Annotated in this window: 16 protein-coding genes; 7 read left to right on the top strand and 9 right to left on the bottom strand. The window is 67.5% G+C overall.

Annotation, left to right across the window (positions count from 1 at the left end; translation table 11 throughout):
* Positions 1–12 precede the first annotated feature (12 nt).
* From ACFE87_RS01960 to mazG, 5 genes are all read left to right on the top strand, one after another.
* A complete protein-coding gene (locus tag ACFE87_RS01960; protein WP_375457926.1) occupies positions 13–1,326 on the top strand; it encodes a family 1 glycosylhydrolase in 1,314 nt (437 codons plus the stop codon).
* Complete coding sequence (locus ACFE87_RS01955) at positions 1,323–2,063, top strand: SDR family NAD(P)-dependent oxidoreductase (protein ID WP_375457925.1); 741 nt, start codon at positions 1,323–1,325, stop codon at positions 2,061–2,063. Before ACFE87_RS01960 ends, ACFE87_RS01955 begins: the two co-directional genes overlap by 4 nt.
* 37 nt (positions 2,064–2,100) lie before the next feature.
* Positions 2,101–2,913: a TatD family hydrolase gene (locus tag ACFE87_RS01950; RefSeq protein WP_375458000.1), complete on the top strand. Its 813-nt coding sequence runs from the start codon at positions 2,101–2,103 to the stop codon at positions 2,911–2,913.
* Positions 2,910–3,707, top strand: coding sequence for an MBL fold metallo-hydrolase (locus ACFE87_RS01945; protein WP_375457924.1), 798 nt, complete (start codon positions 2,910–2,912; stop codon positions 3,705–3,707). Before ACFE87_RS01950 ends, ACFE87_RS01945 begins: the two co-directional genes overlap by 4 nt.
* A gap of 184 nt (positions 3,708–3,891) precedes the next feature.
* The gene (gene mazG, locus ACFE87_RS01940; protein WP_375457923.1) at positions 3,892–4,767 is read left to right on the top strand and encodes a nucleoside triphosphate pyrophosphohydrolase; all 876 of its coding nucleotides are present in this window, start codon (positions 3,892–3,894) and stop codon (positions 4,765–4,767) included.
* On the opposite strand, the gene hflX is transcribed toward mazG, so the two are convergent.
* From hflX to dusB, 7 genes are all read right to left on the bottom strand, one after another.
* Positions 4,733–6,136: a GTPase HflX gene (hflX, locus tag ACFE87_RS01935; protein WP_375457922.1), complete on the bottom strand. Its 1,404-nt coding sequence runs from the start codon at positions 6,134–6,136 to the stop codon at positions 4,733–4,735. The two genes, mazG and hflX, sit on opposite strands and share 35 nt — an antisense overlap.
* A 28-nt stretch (positions 6,137–6,164) precedes the next feature.
* Positions 6,165–6,413, bottom strand: coding sequence for an RNA chaperone Hfq (gene hfq / locus ACFE87_RS01930; RefSeq protein WP_375457921.1), 249 nt, complete (start codon positions 6,411–6,413; stop codon positions 6,165–6,167).
* A gap of 159 nt (positions 6,414–6,572) precedes the next feature.
* Positions 6,573–7,943, bottom strand: a complete 1,371-nt coding sequence (locus ACFE87_RS01925) for a sigma-54-dependent transcriptional regulator (protein ID WP_375457920.1) — start codon at positions 7,941–7,943, stop codon at positions 6,573–6,575.
* On the bottom strand, positions 7,940–10,183 hold the full coding sequence (locus ACFE87_RS01920) for an ATP-binding protein (RefSeq protein ID WP_375457919.1): 2,244 nt from the start codon (positions 10,181–10,183) through the stop codon (positions 7,940–7,942). The genes ACFE87_RS01925 and ACFE87_RS01920 overlap by 4 nt, the downstream gene beginning before the upstream one ends.
* A gap of 147 nt (positions 10,184–10,330) precedes the next feature.
* Positions 10,331–11,779, bottom strand: a complete 1,449-nt coding sequence (ntrC, locus tag ACFE87_RS01915; RefSeq protein ID WP_375457918.1) for a nitrogen regulation protein NR(I) — start codon at positions 11,777–11,779, stop codon at positions 10,331–10,333.
* Positions 11,780–11,789: 10 nt separating this feature from the next.
* The gene (locus tag ACFE87_RS01910; RefSeq protein WP_375457917.1) at positions 11,790–12,890 is read right to left on the bottom strand and encodes a nitrogen regulation protein NR(II); all 1,101 of its coding nucleotides are present in this window, start codon (positions 12,888–12,890) and stop codon (positions 11,790–11,792) included.
* The gene (gene dusB / locus ACFE87_RS01905) at positions 12,887–13,909 is read right to left on the bottom strand and encodes a tRNA dihydrouridine synthase DusB (RefSeq protein ID WP_375457916.1); all 1,023 of its coding nucleotides are present in this window, start codon (positions 13,907–13,909) and stop codon (positions 12,887–12,889) included. Before dusB ends, ACFE87_RS01910 begins: the two co-directional genes overlap by 4 nt.
* 113 nt (positions 13,910–14,022) lie before the next feature.
* Between dusB and ACFE87_RS01900 the strand changes: the two genes are divergently transcribed.
* The gene (locus ACFE87_RS01900; protein ID WP_375457915.1) at positions 14,023–15,219 is read left to right on the top strand and encodes a bifunctional 2-C-methyl-D-erythritol 4-phosphate cytidylyltransferase/2-C-methyl-D-erythritol 2,4-cyclodiphosphate synthase; all 1,197 of its coding nucleotides are present in this window, start codon (positions 14,023–14,025) and stop codon (positions 15,217–15,219) included.
* Between the two features lie 3 nt (positions 15,220–15,222).
* On the top strand, positions 15,223–15,723 hold the full coding sequence (locus tag ACFE87_RS01895) for a CinA family protein (protein ID WP_375457914.1): 501 nt from the start codon (positions 15,223–15,225) through the stop codon (positions 15,721–15,723).
* A gap of 3 nt (positions 15,724–15,726) precedes the next feature.
* Here the strand turns inward: ACFE87_RS01895 and ACFE87_RS01890 are convergent, their stop codons facing one another.
* Together ACFE87_RS01890 and lipA are read right to left on the bottom strand one after the other, a co-directional pair.
* A complete protein-coding gene (locus ACFE87_RS01890) occupies positions 15,727–16,194 on the bottom strand; it encodes a type II toxin-antitoxin system RatA family toxin (protein WP_375457913.1) in 468 nt (155 codons plus the stop codon).
* A gap of 59 nt (positions 16,195–16,253) precedes the next feature.
* Complete coding sequence (lipA, locus tag ACFE87_RS01885) at positions 16,254–17,240, bottom strand: lipoyl synthase (RefSeq protein ID WP_375457912.1); 987 nt, start codon at positions 17,238–17,240, stop codon at positions 16,254–16,256.
* Between the last annotated feature and the right edge of the window lie 38 nt (positions 17,241–17,278).

The following is a 17,278-nucleotide window of genomic DNA, read 5'->3' as shown; positions in this document are numbered from 1 at the left end:
TGAGGAGACACGATGCCCGCTCCCGCCTTCATGTTCGCCACCGGGATCGAGAACTCGAACCCGACCATCCGGGGCGGATCGCACAGGGTGGACGAACTCGAATCCTGCGGCTTCTACAAACACTGGCGAACGGATTTCGACCTCGTCCGGGATCTCGGCATCCATTTTCTCCGCTACGGCCCCCCGATCCACACGACGTTCCTGAGACCCGGCCGCTATGATTGGGAGTTCTCGGACCTGACCTTCGGGCGGCTCAAGGAACTCGACATCGCGCCGATCGTCGATCTCTGCCATTTCGGCGTGCCGGACTGGATCGGCAACTTCCAGAACCCGGACTTTCCGGCCCTCTTCGCCCGCTACGCGAGGGACTTCGCGGACCGCTATCCCTGGGTGCAGCTCTATACGCCCGTCAACGAGATGTATGTCTGCGCGACCTTCTCGGCCGCCTACGGCCTGTGGAACGAGCAGCTCTCCTCCGACAAGGCTTTCGTCACGGCCCTGAAGCACATCGTCAAGGCGAACGTGCTGGCGATGTCGGCGATCCTCGAGGTTCGGCCGGACGCGCTCTTTATCCAGAGCGAGTCCTCGGAATATTTCCACGCCGAGAACCCGAAGGCGATCAAGCCGGCAGAGATCCAGAATGCCCGGCGCTTCCTCCCGCTGGATCTCAATTACGGGCGTCGAATCGAATCGGAGATGTACGAGCTCCTGATGGACAACGGCATGACCCGGAAGGAGTATCATTTCTTCCTGGAGAACAACCTCAAGCATCATTGCATCATGGGCAATGACTATTACGAGACGAACGAACACCGCGTCGCCGCCGACGGCAGCTGGCGTCCTTCGGGCGAGATTTTTGGCTATTCCGAGATCACGCGACAATACTACAATCGTTACCGGTTGCCGGTGATGCACACCGAGACGAACTTTCACCAGGGCCAGGGGGAGGCGGCCGTCAACTGGCTCTGGAAGGAATGGGCCAACGTGCTCCGGGTCCGCAATTCCGGCGTGCCGATGGTCGGCTTCACCTGGTACTCGCTCACCGACCAGGTGGATTGGGACACGACGCTCCGGGAGACGAACGGCACCGTCAATCCGCTCGGCCTCTACGATCTCGACCGCAACATCCGCCCCGTGGGGACGGCCTACCGTCAGCTCATCGCCGATTGGCGCGACGTGTTGCCGTCTCAGAGCGTCTGCCTGACCGTCCCGGTCGTGTTCCCGAGCGAGTTCGAGGAGCCGCTTGCGAGAAAGCGGCGCGATGCGGCGAGAGCCGACCGACCGAAGCGTGAGCGCCTGCTTCGTGAGCTGGAAGCCCAGACATGAGCGCCCGCTTCGCCGGCAAGGTCGCCATCGTGACGGGGGCGGCGAGCGGCATCGGGCTTGCCACCGCCATGCGTTTTGGCTCTGAAGGAGCGAGCGTCGTCATCGCCGACCTGAACGGAGACGCGGCCATCGCCGCCGCCGGCCGGCTGGAAGGGCAGGGGGCCTCGGCTACGTTCGGACTCGCCTGCGACGTCGCCTCCGAAGCCGCCGTCGAGGCCTGCGTGGCCGCCACGATCGCCCGGTTCGGACGCCTCGATGTGGTCGTCAACAACGCCGGCATGATGCTTTTCAAGCCGCTCGAGGATTTCACGGGAGCGGACTGGACGAAGGTGCTCGGGGTCGATCTGCTCGGTGCCGTCCATTTCACCCGGCAGGCTTTCCTGCACATGTCCGGCGGCGCGATCGTCAACGTGTCGAGCGTTCATGCCGAACGCACCACGCCGCTGGTCGCGCCTTATGCAGCGGCAAAAGCTGCGGTCCTCTCGCTCACCCGTTCCACCGCGATCGAGGGGAGGGCGAAGGGCATTCGCTGCAATGCCGTCCTGCCGGGAGCCGTCGATACGCCCATGCTGTGGGAGAATCCGAACGTGAAATCCGGGATCGAGACCATCGACAAGAACGACGTCGGGCGGCCGGAGGACATCGCAGCCGCGATCGCCTATCTCGCCTCGGATGACGCGCTCTTCGTGACAGGCGCCGCCTTGCAGGTGGACGGCGGCCGCCTCGGCAAGCTTTGATGACGCGGCCCGTTCCTTGCCCGACAACCACGAACCCATGCTGATCGACAGCCACTGCCATCTCGATTTCCCGGCACTCGCCAGCGACTTGCCGGAGGTACTCGCCCGCGCCCGCGCGGCGGGGGTGAGCCGGATGGTCACGATCTCGACCCGGGTCGCCCACGAAGCTCGCTACCGGGACATCTCGGAAGCCCATCCCGACGTCTTTTTCACGATCGGCACCCATCCGCACAACGCCGCCGAAGAACCGGACGTCCCGGTGGCCGAGATCGTCCGGCTCTCCACGCATCCCCGCTGCATCGCGATCGGCGAGGCGGGGCTCGATTTCCACTACGACTGCGCGCCCCGCGACGTGCAGGAGCGCGTGTTCCGGAACCATATCGCGGCAGCCCGCGAGACCGGTCTGCCGCTCGTCATCCATGCCCGCGACGCGGACGAGGTCATGAGCCGCATCCTGCGGGAGGAGCACGGGCGAGGGCGGTTCGACGCCGTCCTCCACTGCTTCTCCTCCGGCGAAGCGCTCGCGAGGACCGGGATCGAGCTCGGCTTCTCACTGTCGCTGTCCGGCATTCTCACCTTCCGGGCCTCGAGCGAGCTCCGGCGCATCGTGGCCGAGATCGTGCCCCGCGACCGGCTGCTGGTGGAGACGGACGCGCCCTACCTCGCGCCGATGCCGCATCGCGGCCGCACCAACGAGCCGGCCTATGTGGTCGAGACCGCCCGCGTGCTGGCCGAGACGGTCGGCGTGTCTGTCGATGAGATCGCGCGATTGACGAGCGCGAACTTTGCCCGGCTCTTCGCCAAGGCGCGTCCCTTCCTCGGCGACGAGGTTCGGAGCGAAGCGGCATGAGCCTCTCGGTCACGATCCTGGGCTGCGGGTCCTCCGCCGGCGTTCCCCGCGTCGGGTCCGGCTGGGGCGCCTGCGATCCGACGAACCCTAAGAACCGACGCCGGCGCTGCTCCATCCTGGTCGAGAGAGCGACACCGGGGGGCACGACCTCCGTCCTCGTCGACACCTCGCCCGACCTTCGCGAGCAGCTGCTCGACGCAGACGTACGCCGGCTCGACGGCGTGATCATCACGCATGACCACGCCGATCATATCCATGGCATCGACGACCTGCGCCCGCTCGTGATCCACATGCGGCGCCGCCTTCGGCTTTATGCCGACGCGACCACGAGCGAGGTGCTGAACGCGCGATTCGGCTATTGCTTCCGCTCGCCGCCCGGAAGCCAATACCCGCCGCTTGTCGACGAGCACCGGATCGCAGTCGGCCAGTTCGTCGAGGTCGACGGACCGGGCGGTATCGTGTCGGCCTTGCCCTTCGACATGGAGCACGGCTCGATTCGAGCGCTCGGCCTGCGCTTCGGCGACATCGCCTATGCGAGCGACGTGAGCCGCATGCCGGACGAGAGCATCGCGGCCCTGGCCGGGCTCGACCTCCTGATCCTCGATGCGCTCCGCTACACGCCGCATCCGACGCATTTCTCCGTCTCGGAAGCGCTGGCGCTCATCGAACGCCTGCGGCCGAGGCGTGCCGTGCTGACGAACCTGCATACGGACGTCGATTACGAAACGCTCCGCAGAGAACTCCCGGCCGGGATCGTTCCGGCTTTCGACGGGATGCGGCTGGAGGCTGAATGAGGATCGATCCAATCGCCGAAAGCCCCCCACACGTCAGCCCGCCTCACTATTGGTTCCATAATATATCTTATGCGAATGGTGCATGGGGGTCTCCCCTGTTGGGGCCGGAGCGGTTTGGACGTGTCGAGCGCCGCGTCCGCGGTTGCTGCCCAGTGTCGGAACCGCGCCTCGCGATGGGCTCGCGATGACGGCGGAACCAGCCGACGACGATGTCCGGCCTTCGCGTGACATCGCCGACCTGATCCGGATCATGGCGCGGCTGCGCGATCCGGAACGCGGCTGTTCCTGGGATCTCGAACAGAGCTTCGCGACGATCGCGCCCTACACGATCGAGGAAGCCTATGAGGTGGCCGATGCGGTCGCGCGCGGCGATCTCGATGACTTGCGCGACGAGCTGGGCGACCTGCTGCTCCAGGTCGTCTTCCAGGCGCGGCTGGCGGAAGAGCAGGACGCCTTCGCCTTCGGAGACGTCGTCGAGGCGATCACCGCGAAGCTGATCCGACGGCACCCGCATGTCTTCGGCGAGGCCCGGTCGCTCTCGCCGGAGGCCGTGAAAGCCCTTTGGGACCAGATCAAGCGCGCGGAGCGCGCCGAGAAGGCAGCCAGGGGCCAGGTACCTGCGGCCCGGAGCGCGCTCGACGGCGTGCCGCCGGCTCTCCCGGCGTTGTCCCGGAGCGACAAACTCGCCCGGAAGGCCGCGGCGGTCGGGTTCGCTTGGCCCGATCTCCGCCCGGTCTTGGCGAAGGTGGAGGAGGAACTCGCGGAATTGCGGCAGGCGGTCGAGGCCGGGGGCAGGGCCGAGATCGAGGACGAATTCGGCGACCTCCTCTTCACGGTCGCCAATCTCGGCCAATATCTCCGGGCCGACCCCGAGGCGACGCTTGCGGCCGCCAATCGCAAGTTCGAGCGGCGTTTCCGAGGCATGGAAACCAAATTGGTTGAAGGCGGCAGGTCTCTCGACCAATTTGGTCTGACCGAGATGGATGAGGCTTGGGCTTCCGTGAAGCGCGACGAGCGCGAGGCGCTCAGCCGATCTTCTCGGCCTCCGGAAAGCGCGTGAGTAGGCGGGGCACCTTCTCCGGCGCTACGCGGGCCACCACCTTGACCTCGCCGCCCTCCCCGTCTTCGCGGTGGATGATCTCGGTCTGCTCGTAGAGCCAATGCAGCCCGCTGCCGTCCTCGGCCGGGAGCGCCAGACGGTAGCTTGGCCGCCCGGCCACCACCCGCTGCTCGAGCCCGGCGAGCAGCTCCGTGATCCCCTCCCCGGTCGCGGCCGAGATCAGGCTCGGGCGCTGCTCGGCCGGGAGCCGCGCTGCGGTCGCGGCGAGCCGCTCGCGCTCGTCAGGCGGCAGGAGGTCCGACTTGTTCCAGACCTCGACGATGCGGCCCCGGTCGTTCATGTCGATGCCGAGCTGGTTCAGCACCTCCTCGACATCGGCCGCCTCGGCCTCGGTTTCGCCATGCGAGATGTCACGGACGTGGAGAAGCACGTCCGCCTCGACCACGTCTTCGAGCGTTGCCCGGAATGCTGCGACCAGCATCGTCGGAAGGTCCGAGATAAAGCCGACCGTATCCGACAGGATGGCGGTCTCGCCCTGCGGTAGCTGGATCGCTCGGGAGGTCGGATCGAGGGTCGCGAAGAGAAGGTTTTCGGCGAAGACGTCGGCCGAGGTCAGGCGGTTGAAGAGCGTCGACTTGCCGGCATTCGTGTAGCCGACCAGGGCGATGATCGGATACGGCACGCGGCGGCGGCTCGCCCGGTGCAGCGAGCGGGTCTGCTTGACGCCTTCGAGATCCCGCTCGATCCGCCGCATGCGGTCCTGGATCAGGCGGCGGTCCGCTTCGATCTGGGTCTCGCCCGGGCCGCCGAGGAAGCCGAAGCCGCCGCGCTGGCGCTCGAGATGGGTCCAGGAGCGGACGAGCCGGCTCTTCTGGTAGGCGAGGTGGGCGAGTTCGACCTGAAGGGAGCCCTCCTTGGTACGGGCCCTGCGGCCGAAGATCTCGAGAATAAGGCCGGTCCGGTCGATGACCTTGGCGCCCCAGGCCTTTTCCAGGTTGCGCTGCTGCACCGGCGAGAGCGCGCAATCCATGACGACGAGCCCGGCATCCTCGGCGGCGACGATGCCGGCGATCTCCAGAACCTTGCCGCTGCCGATATAGGTCGCCGGACGAGGGTTCGAGACCGGGATCGTATCCCGTACGACGACCTCGAGGTCGATCGCCATCGCGAGCCCGACCGCCTCGTCGAGGCGCGCCGCGATCGGGCGCGCCGTGGGCTTCTCCGCCGGGTGCCCGGACCGGGGCCCTCCCCTCGTCCGGCCACGCGTCAGGTAGGGCCCGAACACGACCGTGCGGGTTCGGGCTGCGATGTCGTGCGCGGGCTTCTCCCGTCCGAGACGGTCCGCGTCGTTCTGGTTCGGGCCGGTCAACGCCTTCCCGTTCGGTTGTCGAGGGCCGTCACGCCTTGTCGATCTCCTCCGGCTCGAAGAGCTGCACCGGGTGTCCGGGCATGACGGTCGAGATCGCGTGCTTGTAGACGAGCTGTGAATGGCCGTCGCGGCGAAGCAGCACGCAGAAACTGTCGAACCAGGTGACGATGCCTTGCAGCTTGACCCCGTTCACGAGGAAGATCGTGAGCGGGACCTTGTTCTTCCGGACATGGTTCAGGAAGGTGTCTTGTAGGTTTTGGCCGCGTTCGGTCGGCATGGAGTTTGTCCTGTAGGCCCGCACCGCCGGTCATCGTGGGCAGGCCGATGTTGTCATTGATCGAAGGAGCGAAGCCCCAGACCGGCCACCCTAATAGATGACGTCGGCCGGGCCGACGCAAGATCTGTACGCGGCCAGACCCTCTCGGATCGGCGGCGGTCAGCCTCCGATGCCGAGAAGCTTCAGCTTCCTGTGCAGCGCCGACCGCTCCATGCCGATGAACTCGGCCGTCCGCGAGATGTTGCCGGAGAAGCGCGCAATCTGGGCGACGAGGTATTCACGCTCGAAGATTTCCCGGGCCTCCCGAAGCGGCAGGCTCATGAGGCGCTCGCCCCCTGCCCCGTTCGGCGTCGACGGAACCAGCGTGCCGATCTCGGACGGCAGCATGTCGGCCGTGATCTCGGCATCGACATCGGCCGAGGTCAGAATCATGAGCCGCTCGACGTTGTTGCGGAGCTGGCGCACGTTGCCCGGCCAGTCATGCGATTGCAGCACGGCCATCGCCTCCTGGCCGATGCGGCGTTTCGGGAGCCCGGTCGAGGCCGAGATCTGGTCCTGGAAGAACTCGATGAGCTCCGGCACGTCTTCCCGGCGTTCGGACAGGGACGGGATCCGGATCGGCACGACGCTGAGCCGGTGGAACAGGTCCTCGCGGACCCGGCCCTCGGCGATCTCGGTCGGCAGGTCGCGGCTCGATGACGACACGATCCGGACATCGACATGGACGCGCGCCGAGCCGCCGACGCGCTGGAAATTCTGGTCGACGAGCACCCGCAGGATCCTGCCCTGGACCTCGCGGGACATGTCGGCGATCTCGTCGATGTAAAGCGTGCCGCCATGGGCCTCTTCGAGCGCGCCGATGCGACGGCTCCGCTCGCCGTTCCCCTCCACGCCGAAGAGCTCGGCTTCCATGTTCTCGGGCGTGATCGTGGCCGCGTTGATGACCACGAAGGGGCCGGAGGCCCGGCTCGACAGGCTGTGGATTGTCCGGGAGGCGAGTTCCTTGCCGGTTCCGGGCGAGCCCGCGACCAGGATGCGGGCATTCGTCGGGGCCGCCCGCTCGATCGCCTGCCGCAGCTGGTTGATGACCGGCGAGCGGCCGGCGATGCGGCTCGCCTGGACCGAGCGGGACCGGAGGTCCCGCACCTCGCGCTTCAGCCGCCAGGCCTCGAGCGCCCGGTCGGCAACGAGGACCAGGCGGTCCGCCTTGAACGGCTTCTCGATGAAGTCGTAGGCGCCAGCCTTGATGGCCGACACCGCCGTTTCGACGTTGCCGTGACCGGAGATCATCACGACCGGCAGGTCGGGATGGTCCTTCTTCATCAGTTCCAGCACCTGGAGCCCGTCGAGGCGGCTGCCCTGGAGCCAGATGTCGAGGAAGACGAGATGCGGCCGACGCGCCTCGACGGCGGCCAACGCCTCGTCCGAGGAGCCGGCCGTGCGGGTGCCGTGACCCTCGTCCTCGAGGATGCCGGAGACGAGGTCCCGGATGTCGGTCTCGTCGTCGACGATGAGGATGTCGGTGCTCATGCGGTCACGCGCTGGCGCTGAGGGCGGGAATCCGGGGCGGCATCGGGGATATCGCCCTCGCGCTGCCTCGGGAAGATGAGCCGGACGAGGCCGCCCCGGCCGGCCGGGTTGTCGAGAAGCTCGATCCGCCCGCCATGGTCCTCCAGGATCTTGCCGACGATCGCGAGGCCGAGGCCTGTGCCTCCCTCACGGGTCGTCATGTAGGGCTCGAGCAGGCGCTGCCGGCCTTCGCTCGGAAAACCCTTGCCGGTATCGGCCACGTCGACCACGATCTCGTCATTCTCCCGCCTGACGGAGACATCGATCTCGGCCAGCCCCCGCGCGTCTTCGGGGACTTCGGCGATGGCCTCGGCCGCGTTCTTGACGATGTTCTGGACGGCCTGAGAGAGAAGCCGCCGATCGAAACTCGCGACGAGCGCCTCTGCGGGAAGCTGGTCCGTGAAGGTGATGTCCGGATGCGCGATCCGCATCATGAAGACGATCTGGCGAACGGTATCGACTACGTCCTCCTCGCCGATCGAGGGTTTCGGCATCCGGGCGAAGGACGAGAACTCGTCCACCATCCGCTTGATCTCGTCGACCTGCCTCACGATCGTGTTGGTGCATTGGTCGAAGATTTCGCGATCCTGGGTGATCTGCTTGCCGTATTTGCGCCGGATCCGCTCCGCGGACAGCTGGATCGGGGTGAGCGGGTTCTTGATCTCGTGCGCGATCCGGCGCGCCACGTCGGCCCAGGCGGAGGACCGCTGGGCGGTGACGAGATCGGTGATGTCGTCGAGTGTCACGATGAACCCTTTGTCCTCGCCTCGCGCCTGCTCGCTGGTCACGCGAATGTTCAACGTCCGGTCGCGGTTGCGCCTGGAAATCGGGATCTGCTGCTGAGCGAGCCGCAGGCGGCCTCCCCTCGCTTCTTCAAGCAATTGGGCGATTTCGGGGAGGATTGCGGTAATCGGCTGGCGGAGCAGTTGTTCCCGACGCGTGTCCAGCAATGCCTCGGCCGACGGGTTCACGATCGTGATCAGGCCGTGGGAATCGATGCCGATCACGGCCGCCGAGACGCCCGAAAGCACGGCCTCCATGAAGCGACGGCGCCGGTCGATGAGGTCGCTCGCCGCGGTCAGGCCGTCATGCTGGCGCCGAAGCTCCGCCGTCATCTTGTTGAAGGTCTCCCCGAGATGGGCTAGGTCGCCCTCCTGCTTACGGACGGGAACCTGAACGTAGAAATTCCCGGTCGCGACCTGGTCGGTCGCATGGATCAGCCGCCGAATGGGCGTGACGAGCCGGTTGGCGAAATTCAGCCCGAACCAGATCGCGGACAGGAGGACGATGAGCGCGATCAACGCGAACATCGACGCGAAGGCGATCTGGATCCCGACCCGCTTCTGCTCGAGTGCGAGGTAGTAATTGATCCCGGCCTGAGCCACGGGCGGGAACTCGACCGCGCGCGGATCGACCGCCCGCGCCACGAACAGGATTCGGCCGTCATGAGCCGGAAGCTTGAGAACCGCCCGGAAGATGTAGCCCGATCGCGGCACGAGACAGGTCGCCTCCGTGTCGCTCACGTCCTTGAGATCGTCGGCCGTCGGCGGCGTCAGCCCTTCCATGGCCTTGAGCTCGGCCTGTTCGACCACGGTCCCGTCCGGGTCGACGATCATGGCGAGCGGGAAGCCGAGAGATCCTGCACGAGACGACAGGAAATCGGCGAAGAGCTTCCGATCCGCGTCGAAGAGCAGCTTCGCGCGGTTCAGGTCGGACGCCATCAGCTGCGTCTCGCGGGCGAGTGTCCGGCATTGCGAGTCGCGATAGGCCTCGGCGATCTCGACCGTGTTCGACATCAGCGCCCGCAGCGAGCCCGCAAACCACGGGTCCAGGCCCCGGTTCAGGGTCGCGCTGGCCACGATGGCGACGAGGATCGCAGGCAGGGCGGCGACGAGGCTGAACAGCCCGACCACCCGCACATGCAGGCCCGCGCCCGCGACGCCGGCGAGGCGAGCCCGGACCAGGTCCCAGGCCTCCCAGGCCACGATCCCGATCAGGACGAGAACGAGGAGGACATTGAGAAGCAGGACCCAGCGGACGACTTCGTTCGTCGGGAGGATCGGTGTCAGGCCGGCGAGGACGAGGAAGGTGACGAGAGCCGAGCAGAGGGCCGCGCCGACGGCGAAAGCGCCGAGCAAGCCGGGCCCGCGTGGACCCGGCACCTTGACCTGATTTGCGCTTGCCCGCTCGGCTTCGCTCAAGAGGACCTCGCCCCGTGGATCCCGCGCGACGGTGATGCGCCTGGGCAACACCCGACGGAATAGGCTCGATCCTGGTGGAAGTCCAGGAGGCACACGGGCGCTGCCCTGGCGGGTAAGCGCACCCTCCCCTCTGGCCGACGCGGCCGCTCAGCGGCCGGTTCGCACCACCTGGAGGTCCAGGTCCCGCACCTTCTTACGGAGGGTATTGCGATTGACACCGAGAAGCTCGGCGGCCCGGATCTGATTGCCGCGTGTCGCGGCGAGTGCCGCCCCGATCAGCGGACCCTCGATGTCGCGCAGGATACGGTGATAGAGGCCGGGCGGCGGCAGGCTGTTCGGGTATTTTCGGAAATAGTCCGTGAGGTGCCGCTCGACGGACATGGACAGCGTCTCGCCCTCGACCACTGCGCTCGCCTCGACGCTCGTCGACATGCGGGGAAGCGTGTCGAGCTCGGATTCGACGATCGGTCCGGTGATCGTCTCCTGCGGATAGAGGGCCGCCAGGCGGCGAACCAGGTTCTCGAGTTCGCGTACGTTGCCGGGCCAGCGATAGCGCTTGAGGCGCTCCATGGCCTCGGAATCGACCTGCTTGCGGGGCAGACCCTCCTTCTCGACCAGCGTCACGAAATGGCGAACCAGATCCGGCAGGTCCTCGCTCCGCTCGCGCAGGGGCGGCAGGCGGAGCGGGACGACGTTCAAACGGAAGAACAAGTCCTCCCGGAAGATGCCGTTCTGGATGGAGATCCGCAGGTCCTTGTTCGTGGCGGCGATGATCCGGACATTCGTCTTGATCGGAAGGCGGCCACCGACGGTCGTGTATTCCCCCTGCTGCAGCACCCGCAGCAGCCGGGTCTGGGCCTCCATCGGCATGTCGCCGATCTCGTCGAGGAAGAGGGTTCCGCCTTCCGCCTGCTCGAACCGGCCGGCGCTGCGCGACATCGCGCCCGTGAAGGCGCCCTTCTCGTGGCCGAAGAGCTCGGATTCGATCAGGTCGCGCGGGATCGCGGCCATGTTGACGGCGACGAAGGGCCCTTTCCGTCGCTTGCCGTAATCGTGCAGCGCGCGGGCCACCAATTCCTTGCCGGTCCCGGATTCGCCCGAGATCATGACGGTGAGGTCGGTCGGCATCAGCCGCGCCAGCGCCCGGTAGATCTCCTGCATGGCGGGCGAGCGGCCGACCAGCGGAATGTCGTCCGGCTCCTGCGCGGCGCCGCTCGGGGCCTGGCCGCGGGGCCGCGACAACGCCCGTCCCACGATCGCCACGAGCTCCTTCAGGTCGAAGGGTTTCGGCAGATACTCGTAGGCGCCCCGTTCCGAGGCCCGGATGGCCGTCATGAACGTATTCTGGGCGCTCATCACGATGATCGGGAGGTCCGGCCGGACCTTCTTGATCCGGGGCAGAAGGTCGAAGGCATTCTCGTCCGGCATGATCACGTCGGTGATGATCAGGTCGCCCTCGCCCTGCGCCGCCCAGCGCCACAAGGTGGCCGCGTGACCGGTCGAACGCACGTCGTATCCGGCACGCGAGAGCGCCTGATTCAGGACGGTCCTGATCGCAGCGTCGTCGTCGGCCAGCAAGATTTGTCCGCTCGGCATCCGGTGGGTCTCAAAGCTCCGTTTCGCGCCCGTCGCGGGCGGAGTAGATCGGCAACAGCACCCGGAAGGTCGTTCGCCGGGGCGATGGATCGCATTCGACGACGCCTCCGTGAGCGCCGACGATCTTCGCCACCAAGGCAAGGCCCAGGCCACTTCCCTGCGCCTTGGTGGTCACGAAGGGGTCGAAGAGGTGCGGCAGGAGGTCCTCCGGCACCCCGGGTCCATTGTCCCTGATCGCGAGTTCGATCGGGAGCGCCACCCGCCCTCCCCGCGATCCGGGCATTTCGAGGCGGATGCCGGCACGGAAGGCCGTGGACAGGATGATCTCCCCGTCGAGCGTGTCCGGGCCGACTGCCTCGGCCGCGTTCTTCACGAGGTTCAGGCAGACCTGGACGAGCTCGTCCCGGTTGCCGTGAACCGGCGGGAGCGACGGATCGTAGGATTCGACGATCCGGATGTGGCGGGCGAAACCCGACAGCGCGAGCCGCTTCACGTGGTCGAGCACGCCGTGGACATTCACGGGTCCCCGGTCCATCGGGCGTTCGTCGCCGAACAGCTCCATCCGCTCGACGAGGTTCACGATCCGGTCGGTCTCGTCGCAGATCAGGCGGGTCAGCATGCGGTCATTCTCGTCGAGCGTCTGTTCGAGGAGTTGCGCCGCGCCACGGATGCCGGAAAGCGGATTCTTGATCTCGTGCGCCAGCATCGCACCGAGCGCCGTCAGCGAGCGCGCCGCGCCGCGATGCGTCAGCTGGCGGTCCATCTTGTCGGCGATGGTGCGCTCCTGGAACATGAGCACGACAGCCCCTTCCTCGCCGAGCGGTGTCGCGAAGACATCGACGCGCCGCTCGACGCCGTAGCGAGGGCTCGACAGGTCGACCCTGTGCTCGCTCACGCCGGATCCGCGACGGCGGACCTCGTCCACAAGGGCGAAAGCCGGGGAATCGTAGGGCAGGATGTCGGAGAGCTGCTGGCGCCGCATCACCCGGATGCTGGCGTCGAAGAAGGTCTCGGCCGCCTGATTGGCGTCGAGGACATTGCCCTCGGGACCGATGGTCAGGACGGGAAGCGGCAGGGCGTTGACCACCTGGTCGCTGGTCACGGCATTCATGCGGCCGCCCTCCTCAGCGGTTCATCGTAGATGCAGGACAGGAGCGCGACGACCCGGGCGGGCACCTCCGACGTCACGAGTTCGGCCCGGTCCGCGGGAGAGAGGCCGAACCCCGTTTCCGCCGCCCGGTCGGCATATGCGGCGAGGTGCTTGCGGGCGTGACGGGTCCCGATCCGCGCGCCGTAGAGGGCGAGCAGCGTCTCGTAATGCTCGACCGCCGCCTCGGCCCGTTCGGCGAAACCGGGTGAGCAGACGGGAATGCCGGCGAGCGCCGCGCCGATCTCGCCCACGAGCCAGGGCTGCCCGAGCGCCGCCCTGCCGACCATGACGGCAGCCGCTCCCGACTGGGCCAGGCAGGATCTCGCGTCCGCGACGGAGGCGACATCGCCATTCGCGACCACCGGAATGCCGGCCGTATCGGCGACCTCCCGGATCGCGGTCCAGGAGGCCGAACCCGTGTAGAATTGCTGCCGCGTGCGGCCATGCACTGTCACGGCCGCGACCCCGAGATCGGCGCCCTGACGGGCGAGCGCGGCCGCATTGCGGGTCGTGTCGTCCCAGCCGAGGCGCATCTTGACCGTGACCGGAACCGAGACTGCCGCGACCACTTTCGCCATGATGTCGACGGCAAGGTCGGGCTCACGCATCAGGGCGGAGCCTGAGAGGCCGCCCGTCACCCGCTTTGCGGGGCAGCCCATGTTGATGTCGATGATGTCGGCGCCGGCCCCTTCGGCAAGCCGGGCGGCTTCGCCCATCCGGACAGGGTTGCGCCCGACGAGCTGCACGACATGCGGGTCGAGCCCGACGCCGGCGGAGCGAAGGCGCGCCTGCTCCTCGCCCCTCAAATAGCCTTCCGCCGCCACCATCTCGGTCACGACGAGGCCGGCACCGAAGCGGGCGGCCAGACGGCGGAACCCGACATCGCTGATGCCGGAGAGGGGCGCCAGGACCGCCACGCCCCTGACCGGGCGCCCTCTTACCTGGAAACCAATTCTGCCCAAAAACGCGCCATCCATCATGCTGCCTGATCAATAACCAATCTGGCGGCTCCGTCCAATGGGGCATCTTTGCAGGAGAGGGCTGCGCCCCTATCAAGGCGCCCGCGGCCGGTGCCGCAGGATCAGGCTCACGGATGAAGATCGTCGCCGTCATCGTCGCTGCGGGTCGCGGGCAGCGCGCCGGCGAGGGCCTGCCGAAGCAATACCGATCCGTCGCGTCCCGGCCGGTGCTCACGCGGGCGCTCGAGCCGTTCCTCGATCACCCCGAGATCGAAGCCGTTCTGTGCGCGATACATCCGGACGACCGGCCGCTCTACGACGAAGCCGTCGCCGAATTCGCCGGCCGGCAGGCGCTTCTCGATCCCGTTGCGGGCGGGCCTACCCGGCAGGTGTCCGTGTTGCGGGCGCTCGAGGCATTCGCGCCTGTGGCGGACGGTCTTGACACGATCTGCCTCGTCCACGATGCGGCCCGGATGTTCGTCGACCGGGCGCTGATCGACCGTGCGATCGAGTCCGGACGGCAACATGGCGCGGCCGTGCCGGCGCTGGTCGTCACGGACACCGTCAAGCGCGTCGGTGCGAACGGAGCGATCGTCGAGACCCTCGACCGGGCCGAGTTGCGGACCGTTCAGACCCCTCAGGCCTTCGCCTTCGGACCTCTCCTCGAAGCGCATCGCCGGGCAGCGGCGGAGGGGCATGACGGCTTCACCGACGATGCCCGGTTGGCCGAATGGGCCGCCCTCCCCGTCCATGTCTTCGAAGGCGATCCTGCCAACATGAAGGTCACCACGCCCGCCGATTTCGACGAGGCCGAGCGCCGGCTCGCGCCCAGCGTCGCCACCCTCGTGACCCGGGTCGCGACTGGGTTCGACGTACATGTCTTCGGCCCGGGCGATCACATCTGGCTGGGCGGCATCAAGGTCGCGCATGAGCGCGGCGTGGTCGCCCATTCCGACGGCGATGTCGTCCTGCACGCCCTCACCGACGCGCTGCTCGGGACGCTTGGCGAAGGCGATATCGGCACGCATTTCCCGCCGAGCGACCCGCAATGGCGCGGCGCTGCATCCGACCAGTTCCTGGCCTTCGCGGCCGACCTCGTGCGGCAGGCAGGAGGCGTCATCGACCATCTCGACGCGACGATCCTGTGCGAACGGCCCAAGGTCGGCCCGCACCGGAATGCGATGCGGGCCCGCATCGCCGAGATCACCGGCCTTCGCCCGACCTCCGTCTCGGTCAAGGCGACCACCACGGAGCAGCTCGGCTTCACGGGCCGGGGCGAAGGCATCGCGGCACAGGCTGCCGCGACCGTTCGCCTCCCGGCGGAGCGCTAGGTCATGTCCCCTGCCCTGGTCGCCGCCGCGGCCGACCTCGTCGCCGCCTATGGCGCCCGCGGCTGGCGCGTGGCGACGGCCGAATCCTGCACGGGCGGCCTCGTGGCCGCCGCGCTCACCGAGGTGCCGGGTTCGTCGGCGGTCTTCGAGCGAGGCTTCGTGACCTATTCGAACGACGCGAAGACCGAGCTGATCGGCGTGGATGCCGATCTGATCGAGCGCTACGGCGCGGTCAGCGAGCCCGTCGCCCGCGCCATGGCCTCAGGCGCGGTCGCCGCCGCACGCGTCGAAGTGGCGGTCGCGATCACCGGCGTCGCGGGTCCGGGTGGCGGCTCCGAAGCGAAGCCCGTCGGGCTCGTCCATCTCGCCTGCGCGACCTCGTCCGGACAGGTGCGGCATCTGGAGCGACGCTACGGCGATCTCGGCCGAAGCGTCATTCGGGAGCGCGCCGTGGAAGACGCGCTTGCGCTCCTCCGGGGAGCCCTCGCAAGCCGGGGGCCCTGACGCTCAGACCCGTTCGGCAGGCCTGCGGCCGTACACGGAATCGGCTCGTGTCTCGAAGGCGTCCGTGAAGCGCCGGAAGGCACGATCGAACATCGCGCCCATCAGAAGGCCGAGCGCCATCGACCGGAATTCGTAGTCGATCGCGAAATTGACGGCGGAGCCGGCTCCATCCGGCCGAAACTCCCAGCGGTTTTCGAGATACCGGAAGGGGCCGTTGACGTAGCTGACATGGATGTCGAGCTTCGCGCGGTCGAGCATCACCTTGGTCGTGAAACGCTCGGAGATCGCCTTGTAGCCGATGCTCATCTCGGCCACGAGCGCCTGGCGCCCATCCGCCTCGTCCACCCGGCGCAGAACCCGCAACCCGGTGCAGAGCGGCAGAAATTCCGGGTAACGTTCGACATCCGCCACCAGGTCGAACATCTCCTGGGCCGCGTGCGGGACACGCCGAATGGTCTTGAACGAAGGCATGGCGGGTATCTGATGCGCCGCCGCTCCGAAGTCCAGCGAGGGCGGCGACCCCGCGACAATCACATCGGTGCGACGGGGCTCCCGAGGCGAGACGCGATGTCGGTCTCGCGCCGCGCCCGCAGCCTGGCGAAATCCTCGCCTGCGTGATGCGAGGAGCGCGTGAGCGGCGTCGCCGAGACGAGGCCGAAGCCCTTGCCATAGGCCGTCGTCTCGTAGCCCTTGAAACACTCTGGTGTGACGAAGCGGATCACCGGATGGTGTTTCCGGGTCGGCTGCAGGTACTGGCCGATCGTCAGGAAATCCACCTCGGCCGAGCGCAGGTCGTCCATCACCTGCACGACCTCGTGCCGCTCCTCGCCGAGCCCGACCATGATGCCGGACTTGGTGAAGATCGCCGGGTCGAGTTCCTTCACGCGCTGCAGCAGCCGGACCGAGTGGAAGTAGCGCGCTCCGGGCCTGACGGTCAGGTATTTGGACGGGACAGTCTCGAGATTGTGGTTGAAGACGTCGGGCTTCGCCTGGACCACCACTTCGAGCGCGCCCTCCTTGCGGAGGAAATCGGGTGTCAGGATCTCGATCGTGGTTCCCGGAGAGCGAAGCCGGATGTGGCCGATGACCTCGGCGAAGTGTTGCGCTCCGCCGTCCGCGAGGTCGTCCCGGTCGACGGACGTCACGACGACATGGGCCAGCCCGAGCTTGGCGACGGCGTCGGCGACCTTCGCCGGCTCGGATGCGTCGAGCGCGCCCGGCATGCCGGTCTTCACGTTGCAGAAGGCGCAGGCCCGCGTGCAGGTGTCGCCCATGATCATGAAGGTGGCGTGCTTCTTCTCCCAGCACTCGCCGATATTCGGGCAGCCTGCCTCTTCGCAGACCGTGACGAGCTTGTTCTCGCGCACGATCCGGTTCGTCTCGGCCCATTTGGGCGAGCCCGGCGCCTTGACCCGGATCCAGTCCGGTTTGCGGGCGACCGGCTGGTCCGGCCGATGCGCCTTCTCGGGATGGCGCGGTCGCGTGTCGTGGCTCAGGAGATCGAGGAGAACGGCCATGATGTCGCCCGGCCACCGCCTCGGCGGCCCGTTTCGGA

Origin of the sequence: uncultured Enterovirga sp. (genome assembly GCF_964242715.1) — a bacterium.
Classification (GTDB): Bacteria; Pseudomonadota; Alphaproteobacteria; order Rhizobiales; family Beijerinckiaceae; genus Enterovirga.
This window is presented reverse-complemented; position numbering and strand designations above follow the sequence as displayed.